The sequence below is a fragment of the Wolbachia endosymbiont (group B) of Ischnura elegans genome, assembly GCF_947251585.1.
Classification (GTDB): domain Bacteria; phylum Pseudomonadota; class Alphaproteobacteria; order Rickettsiales; family Anaplasmataceae; genus Wolbachia.
The window spans coordinates 623385-639769 of sequence record NZ_OX366371.1; the positions used below are offsets into that span (position 1 = coordinate 623385).

At 34.0% G+C, this 16385-nt stretch carries 15 protein-coding genes and 2 pseudogenes; 12 read left to right on the forward strand and 5 right to left on the reverse strand.

Features of this window, described 5'->3' with window-relative positions; genetic code table 11:
• Window positions 1-18 precede the first annotated feature (18 nt).
• Complete coding sequence (locus OPR58_RS03195; protein ID WP_010402151.1) at window positions 19-213, forward strand: hypothetical protein; 195 nt, start codon at window positions 19-21, stop codon at window positions 211-213.
• A 220-nt stretch (window positions 214-433) separates the two neighbouring features.
• Here OPR58_RS03195 and ykgO read toward each other — a convergent pair whose 3' ends face one another.
• Both ykgO and OPR58_RS03205 read right to left on the reverse strand, forming a co-directional pair.
• A complete protein-coding gene (gene ykgO, locus OPR58_RS03200; RefSeq protein ID WP_006015378.1) occupies window positions 434-562 on the reverse strand; it encodes a type B 50S ribosomal protein L36 in 129 nt (42 codons plus the stop codon).
• A 69-nt stretch (window positions 563-631) separates the two neighbouring features.
• Entirely contained in the window at window positions 632-1450 is an 819-nt protein-coding gene (locus tag OPR58_RS03205) for a pyruvate, water dikinase regulatory protein (protein ID WP_010402159.1), read from the reverse strand.
• Window positions 1451-1592: 142 nt separating this feature from the next.
• Between OPR58_RS03205 and ccmC the strand changes: the two genes are divergently transcribed.
• The 4 genes from ccmC to guaA all read left to right on the forward strand — a co-directional run bounded on the left by ccmC (window position 1593) and on the right by guaA (window position 7069).
• Complete coding sequence (gene ccmC, locus OPR58_RS03210; RefSeq protein WP_007301928.1) at window positions 1593-2303, forward strand: heme ABC transporter permease CcmC; 711 nt, start codon at window positions 1593-1595, stop codon at window positions 2301-2303.
• Window positions 2304-2642: 339 nt separating this feature from the next.
• Window positions 2643-3239, forward strand: a complete 597-nt coding sequence (locus OPR58_RS03215) for a hypothetical protein (RefSeq protein ID WP_010402165.1) — start codon at window positions 2643-2645, stop codon at window positions 3237-3239.
• 564 nt (window positions 3240-3803) lie between these two features.
• Window positions 3804-5279 carry a type II secretion system protein GspD gene (locus tag OPR58_RS03220; RefSeq protein WP_265022990.1) on the forward strand — a complete coding sequence of 492 codons (1476 nt, stop codon included), beginning with the start codon at window positions 3804-3806 and terminating at the stop codon, window positions 5277-5279.
• Window positions 5280-5506: 227 nt separating this feature from the next.
• The gene (gene guaA, locus OPR58_RS03225; protein WP_265022991.1) at window positions 5507-7069 is read left to right on the forward strand and encodes a glutamine-hydrolyzing GMP synthase; all 1563 of its coding nucleotides are present in this window, start codon (window positions 5507-5509) and stop codon (window positions 7067-7069) included.
• Between the two features lie 228 nt (window positions 7070-7297).
• Here the strand turns inward: guaA and OPR58_RS11405 are convergent.
• Window positions 7298-8246 (reverse strand): annotated as a pseudogene (locus OPR58_RS11405) (IS5 family transposase).
• A gap of 175 nt (window positions 8247-8421) precedes the next feature.
• Between OPR58_RS11405 and tnpC (OPR58_RS03240) the strand changes: the two are divergent.
• A complete protein-coding gene (tnpC, locus tag OPR58_RS03240) occupies window positions 8422-9714 on the forward strand; it encodes an IS66 family transposase (RefSeq protein WP_265022883.1) in 1293 nt (430 codons plus the stop codon).
• Window positions 9715-9879: 165 nt separating this feature from the next.
• Window positions 9880-11223: an IS66 family transposase gene (gene tnpC / locus OPR58_RS03245; protein WP_265022247.1), complete on the forward strand. Its 1344-nt coding sequence runs from the start codon at window positions 9880-9882 to the stop codon at window positions 11221-11223.
• Between the two features lie 505 nt (window positions 11224-11728).
• Here the strand turns inward: tnpC (OPR58_RS03245) and OPR58_RS03250 are convergent.
• Window positions 11729-11908 carry a hypothetical protein gene (locus tag OPR58_RS03250; protein WP_265022992.1) on the reverse strand — a complete coding sequence of 60 codons (180 nt, stop codon included), beginning with the start codon at window positions 11906-11908 and terminating at the stop codon, window positions 11729-11731.
• A 431-nt stretch (window positions 11909-12339) separates the two neighbouring features.
• Between OPR58_RS03250 and OPR58_RS03255 the strand changes: the two genes are divergently transcribed.
• The 5 genes and pseudogenes from OPR58_RS03255 to OPR58_RS03275 all read left to right on the forward strand — a co-directional run.
• Window positions 12340-12561: a hypothetical protein gene (locus OPR58_RS03255; protein ID WP_265022993.1), complete on the forward strand. Its 222-nt coding sequence runs from the start codon at window positions 12340-12342 to the stop codon at window positions 12559-12561.
• A gap of 109 nt (window positions 12562-12670) precedes the next feature.
• Entirely contained in the window at window positions 12671-12895 is a 225-nt protein-coding gene (locus OPR58_RS03260) for a hypothetical protein (protein ID WP_264336713.1), read from the forward strand.
• A gap of 338 nt (window positions 12896-13233) precedes the next feature.
• Entirely contained in the window at window positions 13234-14460 is a 1227-nt protein-coding gene (gene mtaB, locus OPR58_RS03265) for a tRNA (N(6)-L-threonylcarbamoyladenosine(37)-C(2))-methylthiotransferase MtaB (RefSeq protein WP_010402133.1), read from the forward strand.
• A 59-nt stretch (window positions 14461-14519) separates the two neighbouring features.
• Window positions 14520-15434, forward strand: a complete 915-nt coding sequence (locus tag OPR58_RS03270; protein WP_265022994.1) for an outer membrane protein — start codon at window positions 14520-14522, stop codon at window positions 15432-15434.
• Window positions 15435-15540: 106 nt separating this feature from the next.
• Window positions 15541-15819, forward strand: a pseudogene (locus tag OPR58_RS03275) (helix-turn-helix domain-containing protein); the annotation flags it as partial.
• Window positions 15820-15976: 157 nt separating this feature from the next.
• On the opposite strand, the gene OPR58_RS03280 reads toward OPR58_RS03275, so the two are convergent.
• Window positions 15977-16228, reverse strand: coding sequence for a transposase (locus OPR58_RS03280; RefSeq protein ID WP_265022995.1), 252 nt, complete (start codon window positions 16226-16228; stop codon window positions 15977-15979).
• Between the last annotated feature and the right edge of the window lie 157 nt (window positions 16229-16385).

The following is a 16385-nucleotide window of genomic DNA, read 5'->3' on the forward strand; positions in this document are numbered from 1 at the left end:
TGGAAGCAGTGTGGAGAAGTGGCTGCCAATGATCAAAAATTTACCACAATTACAGAAGTATACACAAGAGGTTTAAAAGGTGATGCAAAAAGGGAATTTTGGCAAAATGACTTAAGTATGCACAACAAGATCCAGATTTGCATAATTGATGATCAGATGTCATTCATGCTCAGCCTATATATAGAAAAAATTCTCAAGCTCAAGAGGGCTTAGGGTGGAACTAAAATTCATGGACTTGTTGACGCACGTAATTAATTTCTTTTTTTTAAGTTAATTAATGTTAACAAGCCACGTCTGCCTGTAATCATGTTAATACCAAAATATAATGTAAGAGAAGAAATGGGCAGTGCTATGGTTAAATACAACAATTTTTGTTTCTTTCTAACCATGCTTCCATATGAAAAACATATGACATAAAAAGGAAAACAAAAAGCTAAGAACCTTGACGCGCTTTACATCTTGGCTTTACCTTATTTATAATATAAACCTTACCACCCCTTTTCACAACTTTACAATTTTTATCTCTGTTACGATGAGATTTTAGTGACCCTTTAACTTTCATATCTACAGTAAGAATAGAATTACCTTACATTATGATCACTGACAGAGAGTTAGTCAATTGATAAATTTTTCACATTTTATTAAAATACTGTATAATTGTTGCTGATACTTCTTCGATTGACCTTTGCGTGACATCAATAATTGGCCAGTTATTTTGCTTAAAGAACTCCTCTGCTTCTTTAATTTCCTTTTCTACTTTTCTAGGGTCAGCATATATATTATTACCTTCATTATTAATTGAAGTCAGTCTATTTTTGCGTATTTCTATTAGCCTTCTTACGTCTATTGTTACTCCTATAGTCAGTTTATTTTTTAATTTTGCTAAGTCGACGTAAAAGGGTATCTCGCTAACAAAAGGAACATTTGCAACTTTATAGCCTCGGTAAGCTAAATACATACTGGTGGGAGATTTTGATGTGCGTGAAACTCCAACCAAAATTATATCGGCTTTATCAATATCTTGAATATTTTGTCCATCATCATGATTAATGGTATAGTTTATTGCCTCAATGCGCTGAAAATATTCGTTATTTATCTCAGCATGTAAGTCAAGTTTTTCGTCTTTTTCAATTTCAAGATAGGATGAGATTTCCCTAATAATGTGTGATAATATCGCTCTGTAGGGAATTTTTAGCTTTATACAATTATTTTTTAGATATTTTCTTAGCTCATCATTAGTAATAGTGCATATAACAAAATTATGCTCATCACTTTTTCTATTAATTTCCTCTAAAATTTTGTCAATCTGCTCTTCTCCTTTTACGAAAGACCAAACATATTCGATCGTTTCTACAGAACGAAAGTGTTTCAGAGCTGATTTTGCAACTGATATAACAGTTTCACCACTTGAATCTGACACTAAGTGTAGGTTAAGCTTTTTAAGGATCATCAACGTTATACTAAAAATAATAGCAAGCAATCTGCTACTGAAATTGTGCTAATTTATTATACTACGTAAATATAGAAAAACTATCTTGTTGATAAAACTCAAACTAATTGATAAATTCTTAACACAATTATTCTCAAAACGAATGTTTTTATTAAAGCCTACAAATTTCACTTCTTTTACTAAAAAAGCTCTACCTTGGCTTGGGGTTATTTGTTTCGCATGTTTTTTAATTGGAATGTTCTTGGCATTATTCTTCTCCCCAGGAGATTATAAACAAGGAGAAATTGTACGAATTATGTATCTTCATGTGCCTTCTGCATGGCTTGCTCTTGGAATATACGGACTCATTGCATCACTCAGTTTCATTTCATTGGTGTGGAACAATAGCGTTGCTAGTGTTTTGGCACATGCTGCTGCTCCTGCAGGGACAGTCTTTTCGGCAATATGCTTAATCACAGGTAGCGTCTGGGGAAAAGGAACATGGGGTACTTGGTGGGTATGGGATGCAAGGCTTACTTCAATGCTGATTTTGTTTTTTCTGTATGTTGGTTATCTTTCATTGTGGAGCGCTTTTGATAATCAAGCAAGAGCAGAGAAATCATCAGCAGTATTTGCCATTTTTAGTGCTATAAATATTCCCATAGTAAAATTTTCTGTGAATTTATGGTCTACTCTTCATCAGCCAGCAAGTATTTTTAGAAAAGGTGGAGTAGCAATAGAAGGTTCTTTACTGCTGCCACTCATTGCAATGTTTATATTTTGTACCACACTTTTTTTAGTAGTGTGGATACTTAATGCCCTTCATTTAATTAATTTGCAGAAGATAAAGAGAGAAATCAGCATGCGATATTAGCTATATAGTTCCAGAGTGTAATGTTGTGAACAGCTACGGAAATTAAAATGTAGAGCAATCATCAGCAGAGACTGAGTGGTATAAAAAATAGCTGAAGAATGTAAAAAAGGAAGTGGTATAGATAAATCTGTTACCGATAGAGAAGGTGAAATTGATACGGGCGAACCTGTTACTGATGAAGGAGAGAATGAAAATGGAGAAATTACATCTCGAAAAGTAACCTCAGATTGTTCCAAGTATGAAAATTGTGGGCCGTATTCTCATTTTTATAAAGTTGATAATAAGATAGGTTGTCAAGGTTTTAGTTCATCTGATTTACTAAAGGAATTATATCCTGAGATGTACAGTAATCCTAAGATTGCAAAATATATAGAAGAGGGAGCAAATGGTAATTATGGTGCAGTAAATTTTAAATTTGCCTTTACAGAGGATCTTAATTCAATATCCTGGCTTGGTAATATAGAATGTGAAAAATGTGTGGATGATCAAATAGAGTTAGCGTGTCAAGAAGAAGAGATTAAGAGTTTCTGTTACCCGAACGTTTACTATGGTAATCCAGAATTCAACAAGAGCTTTTTTTCCAGAGGAGCATGTCCTAATCTCTTTAGAGAGTCCAGTGAAACAAGTGTTGTAAAAGCAAAACAAGTTGCACCATTGATACTTGTTAATACCTTAGGACAAATGATAGATAAAGAGGGTAATAACACTAAAGTATACTATGATGCATTGAAGCGTTATCTAAATGATGATAGTAAAATCAAGGATTGTGGAGATAATCAAAAGTGTAAGGATTATATTCCAATTATGGAGAAAGTTGCATGGAATAGTGATAAGGAAGTACTATTAAAAACTGCTGTTAATAATACGCAAGAAGCAAATCCTTACTATTATGGAAATGAGGATAATTCTACTTCCGTTGAATTTGGTTCTATATAAGGCTGAATTTGTCTAATTTTTTCTACACTAGACACAATTTAGTCGTATCTGAACAAATACATAATCTATATAAAGAGGACGTAGGTACCATCTGTCCTTTTAAGGCATTTATGTCAATGATATGCGTAATCCATGATTTTAAACATGATGATCCTCCTAAGTAATACAAAAAAACTCAGAAAAATGTATATAGCTATGATAGAAGTTATCTATACATAAGTACAATATACTTTAACTAGAGATTATAAATTAATGAAGTTGAAAAGTCTGCAGACGAAGATAGATTTCGAGCTCTAGAATATCTTCACTATCAAAATAACAAAGCTGTCAAAATTTGTCAAGTAATTTTTATCGCAACTGTACAAACATTGCACAGGACAAATTTAAAATGCTGTAAAATGGTGTCTGTTCAGACGCATGTGAAACCAGTGCTTCTTTTCATCCCACTTCCATGCGGCTAAACCCTTTTCATAATCTCCTATCTATCATTTCTTAAACCACTCCCCTGAACGGATACAATTAAATACATTTTTAACATTTTTATAGAAAACTATTAGTATAGATTTGTATGCTGCCCTCATGGCTATTTTAAAATGTTTAATACTCCTTTTCATTATTTCTTGTACACATCTACCTAACAAGCAACATTCTGTTAATATAGACAATTATAAGCACGATTATTCGTTGCAACAATATAATACTCCTTTGAAGAATAACGAACCAGCAATACCAGAAATGATACCTTTACCGGTAGAGTTTCCCGATCTTACAACCAGTAATCAGTTTCTTTCGATTAATGTTGATGAAAAAGTACCAGTAAAGGATTTACTGATTGAGATAGGAAAACTTTCTGACGTTAACTTAGACATAGATCCCAAAATATCAGGTAATATTATTTTAAAGCTAAAAGATAAGAACATAAACGAAGTAATTCAGAATATAGCCAACAGCGCCAAATTGCGTTACTCAATGAATAATGGTGTAATTAGAATTGAACAAGATTTGCCATATGCACAAAATTATTACGTAGACTTCATCAATATTCAACACTCTGCGCAAAGGAGTTTTATCATTGGTAACAATATTACCGACAGTGATGGTGATAGAAACTATATGAAATCTCAATATAGTAGTGATTTATGGAATTCATTAGAAAAAGGCTTAAATGCAATAATGGATGTTAACGGAGTAGATGATGGTGAGTTTCTTTCATCCAACAGAGAAGCTGGTGTCATTATTCTAAATGCTAGAAAAGATATTCACAAAGCTGTTGAAGAATATATTAATAAAGTTAAGAAATTGGCGTCTTCTCAAGTAATGATCGAGGCCAAAATAGTTGAAGTTTTATTAGACGATAAATACCTTTCTGGTATCAACTTAAATGATTTGCATAATGAAACCAAATCTATAACAAATCAAGGTAACTCTATTATTGACCTAGCAATTAACTCTAGTGTGAGTGATTTAGGAGATTTAGTAAAAATTTTAAATAAATTTGGCACTTCAACCGTAATTTCAAGCCCTAGAGTACATGCTATAAATAATCAGCAAGCAATGATTTCATTTACTAAAAACCATATCTATTTTACTTCCGATATACAGAAAGATACCGGAAACTCCAATCATGCCTTAATTACCAAGATGAATAGCACTCCAATAGGTGTGGTGTTAATAATCCACCCAAGCATTAACATTGATACTAATGAAATATTCATGGATATACATCCAACCTTATCAAGAATTAACGATTACACTAAAGACCCAAATATAGAATATGTCGCACAGCAGAATAAAATGAAATTAAATAGTGACATTCCAATTATTGAAACCAGAGAAATGCACTCTACGTTAAAAATTAAGAGCGGCGAAGTTATGGTAATTGGTGGGCTTATAGAGCATAGAAAAAATAACCAAAACTTATTGCATCAAAAGTCAAAAAAACTGGCTAAGACAGTAGAAACCGTCATCTTCCTGAAAGCAACAATCGTACCAACACTTGGTTTATTAGATATAAAAGATAGGAATTTATATATATATTAAACGTATCCGTTCAGGCAATGGCATCAACTTAAGGAAAGATGTTGGGGTTGCTATTATGATAAGAAGAGAGTATCAGAATGATAATTAAGACAGCTTAATCACAAATCTGTTGCGGTAAATTTAAGTTACTTTAGTCATATATTAAAGTTTTTAAACAGGTCTTAGTTTACTTACTTTATTGTTTTCTTTATTATCAAATATTGCTTTAAATAATATGGAGGAGCACATTGTCAGCAATTGCCGTTATTGATTTTGGTTCACAGTTTACACAGCTTATTGCAAGACAAATCAGGGAAATGGGCGTTTACTGTGAAATATTTCCAAGCAATATCGATTTCGAAACAGTATCAAAATTCAATGGATTTATTTTTTCTGGAGGACCGCAATCTGTAAATGACAATTGCTCTGAAGTAAGTGAAGTAGCACATAAAATTATAAAACTTAACGAAACAATAAACACTCCTATACTTGGAATATGTTATGGACAGCAACTCATTTGTCATTATTTCGGGGCAAAGGTAAGAAAAGAATTCAATCAGGAATTTGGCAAAACTAAAATCAAGATACTAAAAGAATCCCCAATTATAAAGGATACTTGGAACGTTAATTCCGAAGTCGATGTGCTAATGAACCATGCAGACAGTGTCGAAACTATACCGCAAGGATTTACTGCTATTGCCTCAGGTATAATAAATCAAACAATCGCAATAATTGCCAACGAACAGCGGAAGATTTACTGTACTCAGTTCCATCCTGAAGTTAAGCCTACGACAAATGGTAGTAAACTTCTCTCTAATTTCTTAGATATTGCAAATTGTGAGAGAGATTGGACAATGAAGTCATTCGTTGAAAAACAGAAGGAAAAAATTCAAAACTTAGTAGGGGAGAAAAAAGTAATTGCTGCAGTAAGTGGGGGGGTTGATTCAAGTGTTGCAGCAGTTCTTACACACAAAGCTATAGGAAAACAATTAAACTGTATTTTTATCGATACTGGGTTATTGAGTAAGAGCCAGACCACTGCTATGTTAAAAGAAATTCCAATAAATTACGTTGATAAATCAAACTTGTTTTTAAGTAGGTTAAGGGGAATAACTGATCCGGAAGAAAAGCGAAAAATTATCGGCAATACTTTTATCGAAGTATTTGAAGAAGAGGCAAAAAAAATAGGTGATGTGGATTTTTTAATGCAAGGCACCATTTACTCTGATGTAGTTGAATCAGGGCACGCTTCAGGAAACACTAGTACAATTAAATCTCATCACAATGTTGGTGGGTTGCCAGAAAAAATGAATCTGAAACTAGTAGAACCTTTACGCTATCTCTTTAAAGATGAAGTAAGGCTGCTTGGCAAAGAAATTGGGCTTTCAGATGAGATAATATTTCAACATCCATTTCCTGGGCCTGGACTTGCAGTGAGGATCATAGGTGAGGTTGATGAAGAAAAGGTACGAATATTGCAAGAAGTAGATGAAATATATATCAACACAATGAAAAATTATGATCTGTATGATAAAATATGGCAGGCTTTTGCTGTACTGTTACCAGTAAAAACTGTGGGAGTTATGGGAGATAATCGTACATACGGATATGTTTGCGCTTTAAGGGCTGTGACTTCATCTGATGGCATGACAGCTGATGCATTTCCATTTGAAAATAAAGATCAACATTCGTTAGTATTTTGGAGGTTTTTGCAAGACGTCAGTAGTATAATTGTTAACAAAGTTTCCGGAGTAAATCGAGTTGTGTATGATTTAACTTCCAAGCCACCAGCAACTATTGAGTGGGAGTAGCAATAATTTCATTCCAGTTTCAGCTACTCGAATCACACCAAAGAGGCTGCTTGCATAACTCAAATTTTAAGGAAAACTATTTAATGTCATTCCAGCGCGTGACGCTAGTTCCTGGATCCCATTACTGGGATGACAACGAAGGGTTATTTGGATGATAGCCGTACTTGATCTGGATTCCAGCAGGCTTTGTTGCATCACTCTTCGGATAATAGGTAACGTGGAATAAATTCATGAAGCTATCTCAAATTTAGCCATGCCTATATCAGTAAATTTGTTAAGCAAATAACACTTGAGTAGCAGTTCTCTCTCACGATTAACCTCAGATTTGTTTCTAAAACTAAACCCAAATGTTTGCTTCAGTCGCGAGAAAAAACTTTCTATATAAGATCTCTTCCCATAATTTATCTCTTTTTTCCACCTCTTCATACCATCTTCATCATATGACTTTATGAGCTTGATTGTAGAATTTCTCTCATCCATATAATCCAACTTTGGATGCTCTACTGAATTATTTTGCGGAGGAATCCTTGTCTTTATGTCAAGCTCATCGCACAGTTTGTATAACTTCTTTCGATTATATGCCCTGTCTGCATATAGTGTGCTTATATTATATTTAACATCAATCCTTGCAATAAGATCACATGCTCCATAGTGGTCAGAATAAACTCCGCCACTGTATTTTGCTGCTATAACTTTTTTGCTACCTATCTCTAGCATTACATGCAGTTTTCTTGTTTGCTCATAGCGGCGATACTTTCTATCTGTACCATTTGCCTTGCTATGACCTGGAATATTATTGTAGATCAGTACTATCTATGGCAATCTCAATATCTTCTGTATTATTTTTATCATGTCTTCGATCATTAATTTTGATGTTAAGTTTTTTAAGCCTTCTTGAGGCCTGGGAATAGCTAATAACTTGCAAGTTTTTCCTTACTTGCTCAAGGTACCCTGCTATAAATCCCGCTGTTTGTCTCAGACCTATTCTAAATAAATAAGTTATTATGTGAACCAGAATCACGACCTTATCGCTATAAATATAGTTGCCACCAGCCATTTTTGGACCTTTTTCGTACCAATTTTCTATGGCATCATTGACGTAATAAAAAATATTTCCCCTCTCTTGGAGAAATTTGTTATATTCATGGCAGTTACTGACTCTCATTTTTTGTGGCATATTTTTCTTTAGTAGGTTAAATGCTTGTCTTATAGTGAATTTTGTCAGTAACTGCCAGTTCTTTTTATTTGACCTATGCAACAAAGCCATCCCGTAACCGTTCACGGAGATAAGGTGGTTTACAAAGTAAGTATAAAAGTGTAAAGAGATAGGAAGCTAAATATGGAATGGGTAAATGACAACAGTGCTGCAAGAAAAGGTTGTAGCAGAAAACGCTAATCTCAAGGAAGAAATAAAAGCACTGATCAGAGAAAATGATAGCTTGAAAGCAAAAATAGTTGAATTAGAAGACAAATTGGGCTTAAATTCGCAAAATTCATCGCTGCCACCATCACGAGATATATATCGTAAGAAAGCAAAAAAGAAAAGTGATAAAAAACCAGGAGGTCAGCCAGGACATAAGGTGCATAAGCGTGAATTAATGGCTGCAGACGAGGTAGTGAGATGCACAATTGATACAATTTGTATGTGTGGAGGTAAGATTACTTTAGAAGATGAAATTATTCATCAGAAGGCAGAGTTGCCAGAAATTAAGCCAATTGTAACTGAGTACAGGTTGCAAAGAGGACATTGTAGAGTATGTAATAAAAGAATTACAGCAAATTTACCCGAAGGTGTTGCAAGAGATTTTCTAGGACCCAATGCTAAAACAGTTATAAGCAGCCTTAGCGGCTTTTTTATTAACTCAAAAAGAGAGGTACAGCAAATTTTGGGCAGTATTTTTAATCTAAATATAAGCCTTGGTTTAGTCTCAAATACTGAACGCAGGGTATCGAAGAAGTGTGCATCTGAATATGAGAAAATGAAGGAAGAGTTGCAAGGAAGCGAGTATTTGCATATAGACGAAACAGGGCACAGAAATCAAGGAAAGAGAGGCTGGAGTTGGGTAATAACAAACAAAGCGTTGACACTTCTGAAGGTAAGCGAGTCTCGTGGTAAGAAGGTGTTGAAGAGTTTACTGCCAGAATATGATGGTATAGTTGTGAGCGATAGATACGCTGTATACAATTACTTCAATCGTGAAAATAGACAGATATGTTGGGCACATCTGGCAAGAGATTTTGAGAGATTTGCCCATAGTAAAAATGTTGAAGTGAGCAAAATTGGCCAAGCACTAAAATCGCTCAGCAATAAGGTGTTTGTAGTAGATAAGGCAAAAAAACAAAATTTGATAGATAATTTGAGATTTTATCGACTGGTGCGAAAAATTCGGAAAAGGGTAAAACATTTTTTACGTAAAATGACGAGGGTTGCAAATAGCACTCAAGCTTCAAGAATGGCCGCTAAGATGTTACGATCTGAGGATATGATGTGGAAGTTTTTAAGAAAACCTGAAGTGATAGAAACAACTAATAACCTTGCAGAACGGCAAATTAGACGGTACGTAATTTATCGTAAAAACAGCTTTTTCACCTGGTCAGAACGTGGAGAAAGATTCGTGGAAAGAATGTTGTCGATATTTTTGTAACCGTTCACGCAATGGCGTCAACTTAAGAGCCTTCATTAGCAGACTCTCCTAAAGACATGATGGCGTTTAGGCTTATCAACTTTGTCCATTCACGGTATAAGAAAGTAGTTTACAAAAATTGCATAATTAGTATAAAAAACAATAAACTAGATAGATGAGGGGTTGATGATAGAGGTGCTACAAGAAAAGATTGTGGTATTGGAGTCAGAAGTTGGTACTCTGAAAGCAGAGAATGATAAGTTAAGGACAAAAATAATTGAGCTAGAGGATAAGCTGGGTTTAAATTCAAAAAATTCATCGCTGCCACCATCGCAAGATGTATATCGCAAAAAGACAAAAAAGAAGAGCGATAAAAAACCAGGCGGGCAGCCAGGACATGAAGCGCACAAGCGGGAATTGATGGTAGCAGATGAGGTGGTAAAATGTTCAATTGATACAATTTGCATGTGTGGAAGCCAAGTTATTTTAGAAGAAGAAACTGTGCATCAAAAGGTTGAATTGCCAAAAATTAAACCGATAGTGACTGAATATAGGCTACAAAAAGGCTACTGTAAGGCGTGTAAGAAAAGGATCTCAGCTAGTCTGCCTGAAGGTGTGACAAGGGATCTTTTAGGAGCTAATGCAAAAGCAGTAATTAGCAGTTTTAGTGGATTTTTTATCAATTCAAAAAGGGAAGTACAGCAAATTTTGAGCAGCATATTTAATCTGAATATAAGCCTAGGTTTGGTATCAAAGACCGAGGGTAGAGTATCAGAAAAATGTATATCTGAATACGAAAAAATAAGAGAAGAGCTACGGAAAAGCAAGTATTTACATATAGATGAAACAAGCCATAGGAACCAGGGAAAGAAAGGTTGGAGTTGGGTAGTAACGAATAAAACAGCAACACTTATGAAGTTAGTTGGATCTCGCGGAAAGAAGATATTAAAAGGGCTATTGCCAGAGTATGATGGAATAGTTATAAGCGATAGGTATGCTGCGTATAATTACTTTAATCGTGAAAACAGACAGATATGCTGGGCCCATTTAGCAAGGGACTTTGAAAGGTTTTTTTACAGTAAAAATGTTGAAGTGAGCAGAATTGGCGCAGCATTAAAATCGCTGAGCAACAGGGTATTTGTGGTAGATAGAGCACGTAAACAAAACCTGATAGACAATTTAAGATTTTTCCGGTTAATGAGGAAGATTCGAAAAAGGGTGAAACATTTTTTGCGAGAGATAACAAGGGTTGCAAAAGGAACTCAGGCCTCGAGAATGGCTGCCAATATACTACGTTCTGAAGATATGATGTGGAGATTCGTGCGCAATCCTGATCTGATCGAGACAACCAATAACCTTGCAGAACGTCAGGCTAGACGGTACGTCATTTATCGTAAAAATAGTTTTTTCACTTGGTCAGAACGTGGAGAAAAGTTCATTGAAAGAATGCTTTCGATATTTTTGACTGCACGTTTGAATGATCAGAATCCTGTCCAGAAACTACAGAATTTAGTCGCTATTCCTGCCTAATTGGGAATATTCCGTGAACGGTTACGGGTTCAAGTTTGAAGTAGAAATAGAGCATGATTTAGGTGATCCGATGAGCTACCTCGAAGAGGTAGCTCTGCCCATTCATAGCAATGAACACGAAAATACACCCTAAAACTAACAATTAAAATATCTCAAGTTCTGTTAGCTTATTTGCATAGTCAGTTGTACTAGACGCAACTTAATCTGACAGAAAAACTAATATCAATCTCTATGTTTGATGCTACTAATATTTTTCTAAAAAGCAATATGCTTGCTATCAAGAAAAGTCTGCATAGCAATATTTACCTAAATGAGGCCTTGTCTCAATTCCTAAATATAGCTGTGATTTTCTGGTTTATCATAGCCCATATCAGTCAAAATGCGCGATAATAGCACCATCAAAGAAAGATATATTAAAAAGATTAGCGGCAGTAATTGCAGTTTTCTCTGTTTGCCATAGCAACTCTTGAGTAGGTATCAATAATAATGATAATCTATATATCTGCTATAAAACCTCGAGATCCGTAGAATAGGGCTGACTAAGGTTCTCATACATTCCTGTATGCTGAGAACATAAAAGCTCTTTTGATTCTATTCCTAAATCCTCAAGTATTTGCTCCTGTTCAGCTATAAGTTCTAATAGCCCTGTTCCACTTTCACTTACTTCACTTCGTTCAAGACACATAAGTTCTGTTAACTCTGCTATGTCTTCTCTAGAAAGCTGATTTTTTCAGAAAAAGTTGCTTCACTCATATGGTCCTCTTTTTGATATAAAGAGTATCTTATACAAGAGAATAACTAAAATAATCTAAACTCTTGTGTCATATTTGTAGCTTGGTGTAGTTATATGGTACATTTCAGATAAGAGTACTGATTATCTAATTGTAGGAGAAGACCTAGTCAAAATATAAAAAAGCAGTGGAATTGGGGGTGGTAAATTCAGAAGTGTCTGAATAACTGTGTGAACTAAGTTCGGAGGAGAATAGTATCAAGAAAGGAGAAAATTATATGGTCTTACCTTTATTGATGTATTAATTGAGAAGAGTTCTTCAAAGTTAATGTTTTGTTAGTTGTTTCATACTGAAATAGGAATATATAAATAATTAGGAGAATGTTATGCGGTCTAATTCCAATTCACTTAATAAATACGGATATGTATCTGATGCAAATGGATTGTCTCACCAAGAAATGGGAATGTATGATGATTTAGGAAGATATGAAGTTGCTGATGAAGATATGATGTACCAAAAAAACTATGGTATTATTGGTGATAGTTTAAAAAAAAATAACAAATCTGACTGGAGATACAGCAAAGAGTATAGCAGATTACCTTATTAAACCTGTTAGTGATCAGGTTGCAAAGCAAATCGTTGTTCCATTAGGAACGGAGATTATAAGTAAAATTGTCGTACCTATTACAAAGAAAGTTACAGAACAAAATCAAGACATGATAAAAGAGCTAACAGATAAACTCATGGTTCGCGTGGAAGATTTTGCTCGGTTACAAATAGAAAAATTAAAAGAAGACGTGAAGCAAGAGATAACATCAATACCAGGTAAAGTTTTAGAGAAGATAAAACCTTCTTCATGGCTTCCATGGAAAGCAGAAAGTTTGGATGAAGCTTATTCTGACACTTATGTACCAAATGATATAGATGAATTTGCATGGTAGAGCTTCAAGGTTTAGCAAAATGTTTTTTGGTTTATATTCGCTTGAGGTTAACATCATTGGCCTTAAGCTTTTTTTATGGAATATAATAGATCTCTTGCATAACCAGCCAGCTTGGTATCCAATAAGAAAATCTTGATTCCAGCGTCACGAGCTGGAACTCTTTGAATTCCAGTTATGCAAGAAATCTAATACCAAAATGTTAAATGATCTTACTGTATATCTACAAATTCTTCCTGTGATTTTCAACTCTAGAGGTTATGTTTAAATTATAATATCTACCAAAAAATAGTCATTTTGCTTGGATATTTGATATAATTTAGATCTATTAAAGCAAAAGCATGAATGAAGTAATAACATTTGGTTGTCGTCTAAATTTCTACGAGAGTGAGTTAATCAAAGAAGCATTAAAAAAAGCAAAGAGAGAAAATGTTGTTGTAGTGCATAGCTGTGCAGTGACAAACGAAGCAGAACGCCAAGTGAAGCAAAAAATACGTAAGATCTATAAAAACGACCCAAGTAAAGAAATTATCGTAGTTGGCTGTGCCGTTCAATTAGATCCTAAATCATATAGTGATATTCCTGGTGTAAGTAAAGTGCTAGGTAATCAAGACAAGCTAAGAGCTGAAAATTATCTACTAAATAATGATGAAATCTTAGTCAGTGATAACCAAGTAGAACCTATTCTCATTAATGGATTTGAAGATAAATCAAGGGCATTTATTGAAATTCAAAATGGTTGTAATCATAGTTGTACATTTTGCTCAATTACTGAGGCAAGAGGAAATAATCGATCTGTGCCAGTAAACAATATTATAGAGCAAATTAAGATTTTTATAGAAAATGGGTATCAAGAAGTGGTGTTTACAGGTGTTGATATTACTGACTTTGGTACAGATTTGTTTGGTAAGCAATCACTCAGTTCAATGATTAGAAGAGTTTTAAAGGATATACCACAGTTAAAGAGACTAAGACTTTCCTCTATTGATGTTGCTGAAGTTGATGATGAACTAATGGATTTAATAGCTAATGAGTCAAGACTTATGCCTCACTTACACTTGAGTCTACAGTCTGGTAATAATTTAATACTAAAGAGAATGAAACGTCGTCACAATAGAGAACAAGTGATAGAATTTTATCATAAAATGAAGAGCTTAAGACCTAATATAGCATTTGGCGCTGATATTATTGCTGGATTTCCAACAGAAACTGATGAAATGTTTCAGGATACAGTTGATTTACTGAAAAAAATAAATGTAGTTTATCTACATGCTTTTCCATATTCAGAGCGGAAAAACACACCTGCTGCACGGATGCCACAAATACCAGAGAATGTACGTAAAGAACGAGTAAAGCATCTAAGAGAAATAAATAAAGAAATGATGAGCAGTTTTTATCAATCTTTGCTCGGCACTGAGCAAAGCGTTTTGGTTGAGCAGAATAATATTGGTAGAACAGAAAATTTTGCATTAATAAAACTTACATCAAGAGTTCAAGCTAAAAGTATTGTGAAAGCTCATGTTAAAGGAATAGAAAATAATTGTTTAATTGGAAATATTATTTCTTAATTTTTGTACATTAAAGGAATATATGATATAGTAGTTATACTATAAGTGATAATTCATTTATGATAATTAGAATATCTATTGCTTTATTTTTCATCTTCATTCCGTGTGTCTATTTTTTTATTACTTATATCAATAACAATACACACATTGAGCAAGTGCAGCCCTTAAAATTAGAAACGGACAATAATGAAAGTGTGATACATTCTGAAGAAGTTAATGAAAAAGAAGTGCCAATAAAATGTCAAGAACTTGAAAGTAGTTCACCTTCTGTTTTCCAAGTAGCTAATCAGAAAAATATATGGCCAAGTATTGCAGATCAAGCTGAACCTACAAAGGAAAAATCAAAAAAACTTGATTTCTATGTTAGTGCTAATGGTGGTAAGATATATTATGATAGCTCAGAAGTATTTGTGGAGGGTATACGTGCAATAGGAAAAAGAATTCTTGCTTTAGCTGAGGGCCGTTATGGTGGTTTTCTTTTAGACCTATTCTTAGGAGATGAAATTAAAAACATAAAAAAATTTAACGGTAAAATTGATTTTCAGTGGCTTAGCAGCATATCTGTAGGTTACTATGCTGGAGAAAATGGCCGAGTTGATTTTGAGACCATGTATTCTAAAGTCAATATTGAAGATAGTAACTCTCCTCCGGTATTTGATAAATCAGCAAGTGTATCTGCATTCTTATTAAATTTTTACTATAACCCTAATGTTCAAAATACTCAATTTGCTCCGTATATTGGTCTTGGTATAGGATCAACAGTTTTTAGATTAAAAAGGATTGATAAATCATCTAAAAATTTAATGCCACTGAATGTTCCTTGGCTTGTTTATCAAATAAAGCTTGGTGTTGATTACTCAGTAATTCCAGAAGTTAAAACCTTTCTCGGCTATCGTTACTTTAATATTCCAACACCTATTGCAGACGATATATCCACTCATAATATTGAAGTTGGTTTGATGTTTAATTTCTAGTAATAATATCTGTTCAAGGGCATCTGAAGCAAAAGTGGTCAGTGCTTGCCATTAGACTTCTTGGATAACTTAAGAAACAAGTAGTAGAAGCAATATTAGGGAAGGTATAAATTTTGAGCAGGTAAGTAAACTTGATGAAGAGAAGCTTCGAAGACTAAGAGGAGTAAAAAGAAAAACATTGGAAAAATAATAGAAATTTTAATAGAGGAAGAGGCCAAGAAAAATGCAAGAGGAGGAAAACCAAATAAACAATGCATGTTTGCTAATAGCACTAGAATATTTGCGTAAATACCGTACATATTTCCATATAGCGCAAAGCTATGGAATAAGTGAAAGTATTGCTAACGGATGGATAGAAGATGCATTGATAAAACATTCAGATTTCAGGAAGATAAAGAGCTATTAAAGTCAAATGTAGAATACGAGATTTTAGTAATATAGCTAACCGAAGTAAGATTTGCCCGAGCACTGAAAAACAAAATCAATAGCCGAATTAATATTGGGCCAAAAGGTTTGTGGAGCCTTTCTTATGTCGTGCTTGATCAGAACTTCTCAATCGGATTTAAATCTGGCGAGTATGGAGGCAAGAACAAAATTTTACACCCAATATTTTCTATCAAATTTTTCGTCTTTGCAGATTTATAAAAACTCGCATTGTCGAGAACAATAGTCTGTCCAGGTTTAAATACAGGGACAAGTACATTTTCTACATAAGCATCAAAAATCTCGCTGTTGCAGTAGCCATCAATTATCCATGGTGCTTTAACTTTTCCTTCATTCAGTGCTCCAATCATGCTTACCTTCTTTCTTTTGAACCCTGGGCAAATAACCTCTTGCCTCTTTGAGACCACCCATATTCATAAAATTCATTGTCCTCTATTCCAGACTCATCTATGTATATCAAGTTTCCTTTATTTATTTCTTCTACTTTTTTTATGAACTCTTTACGTT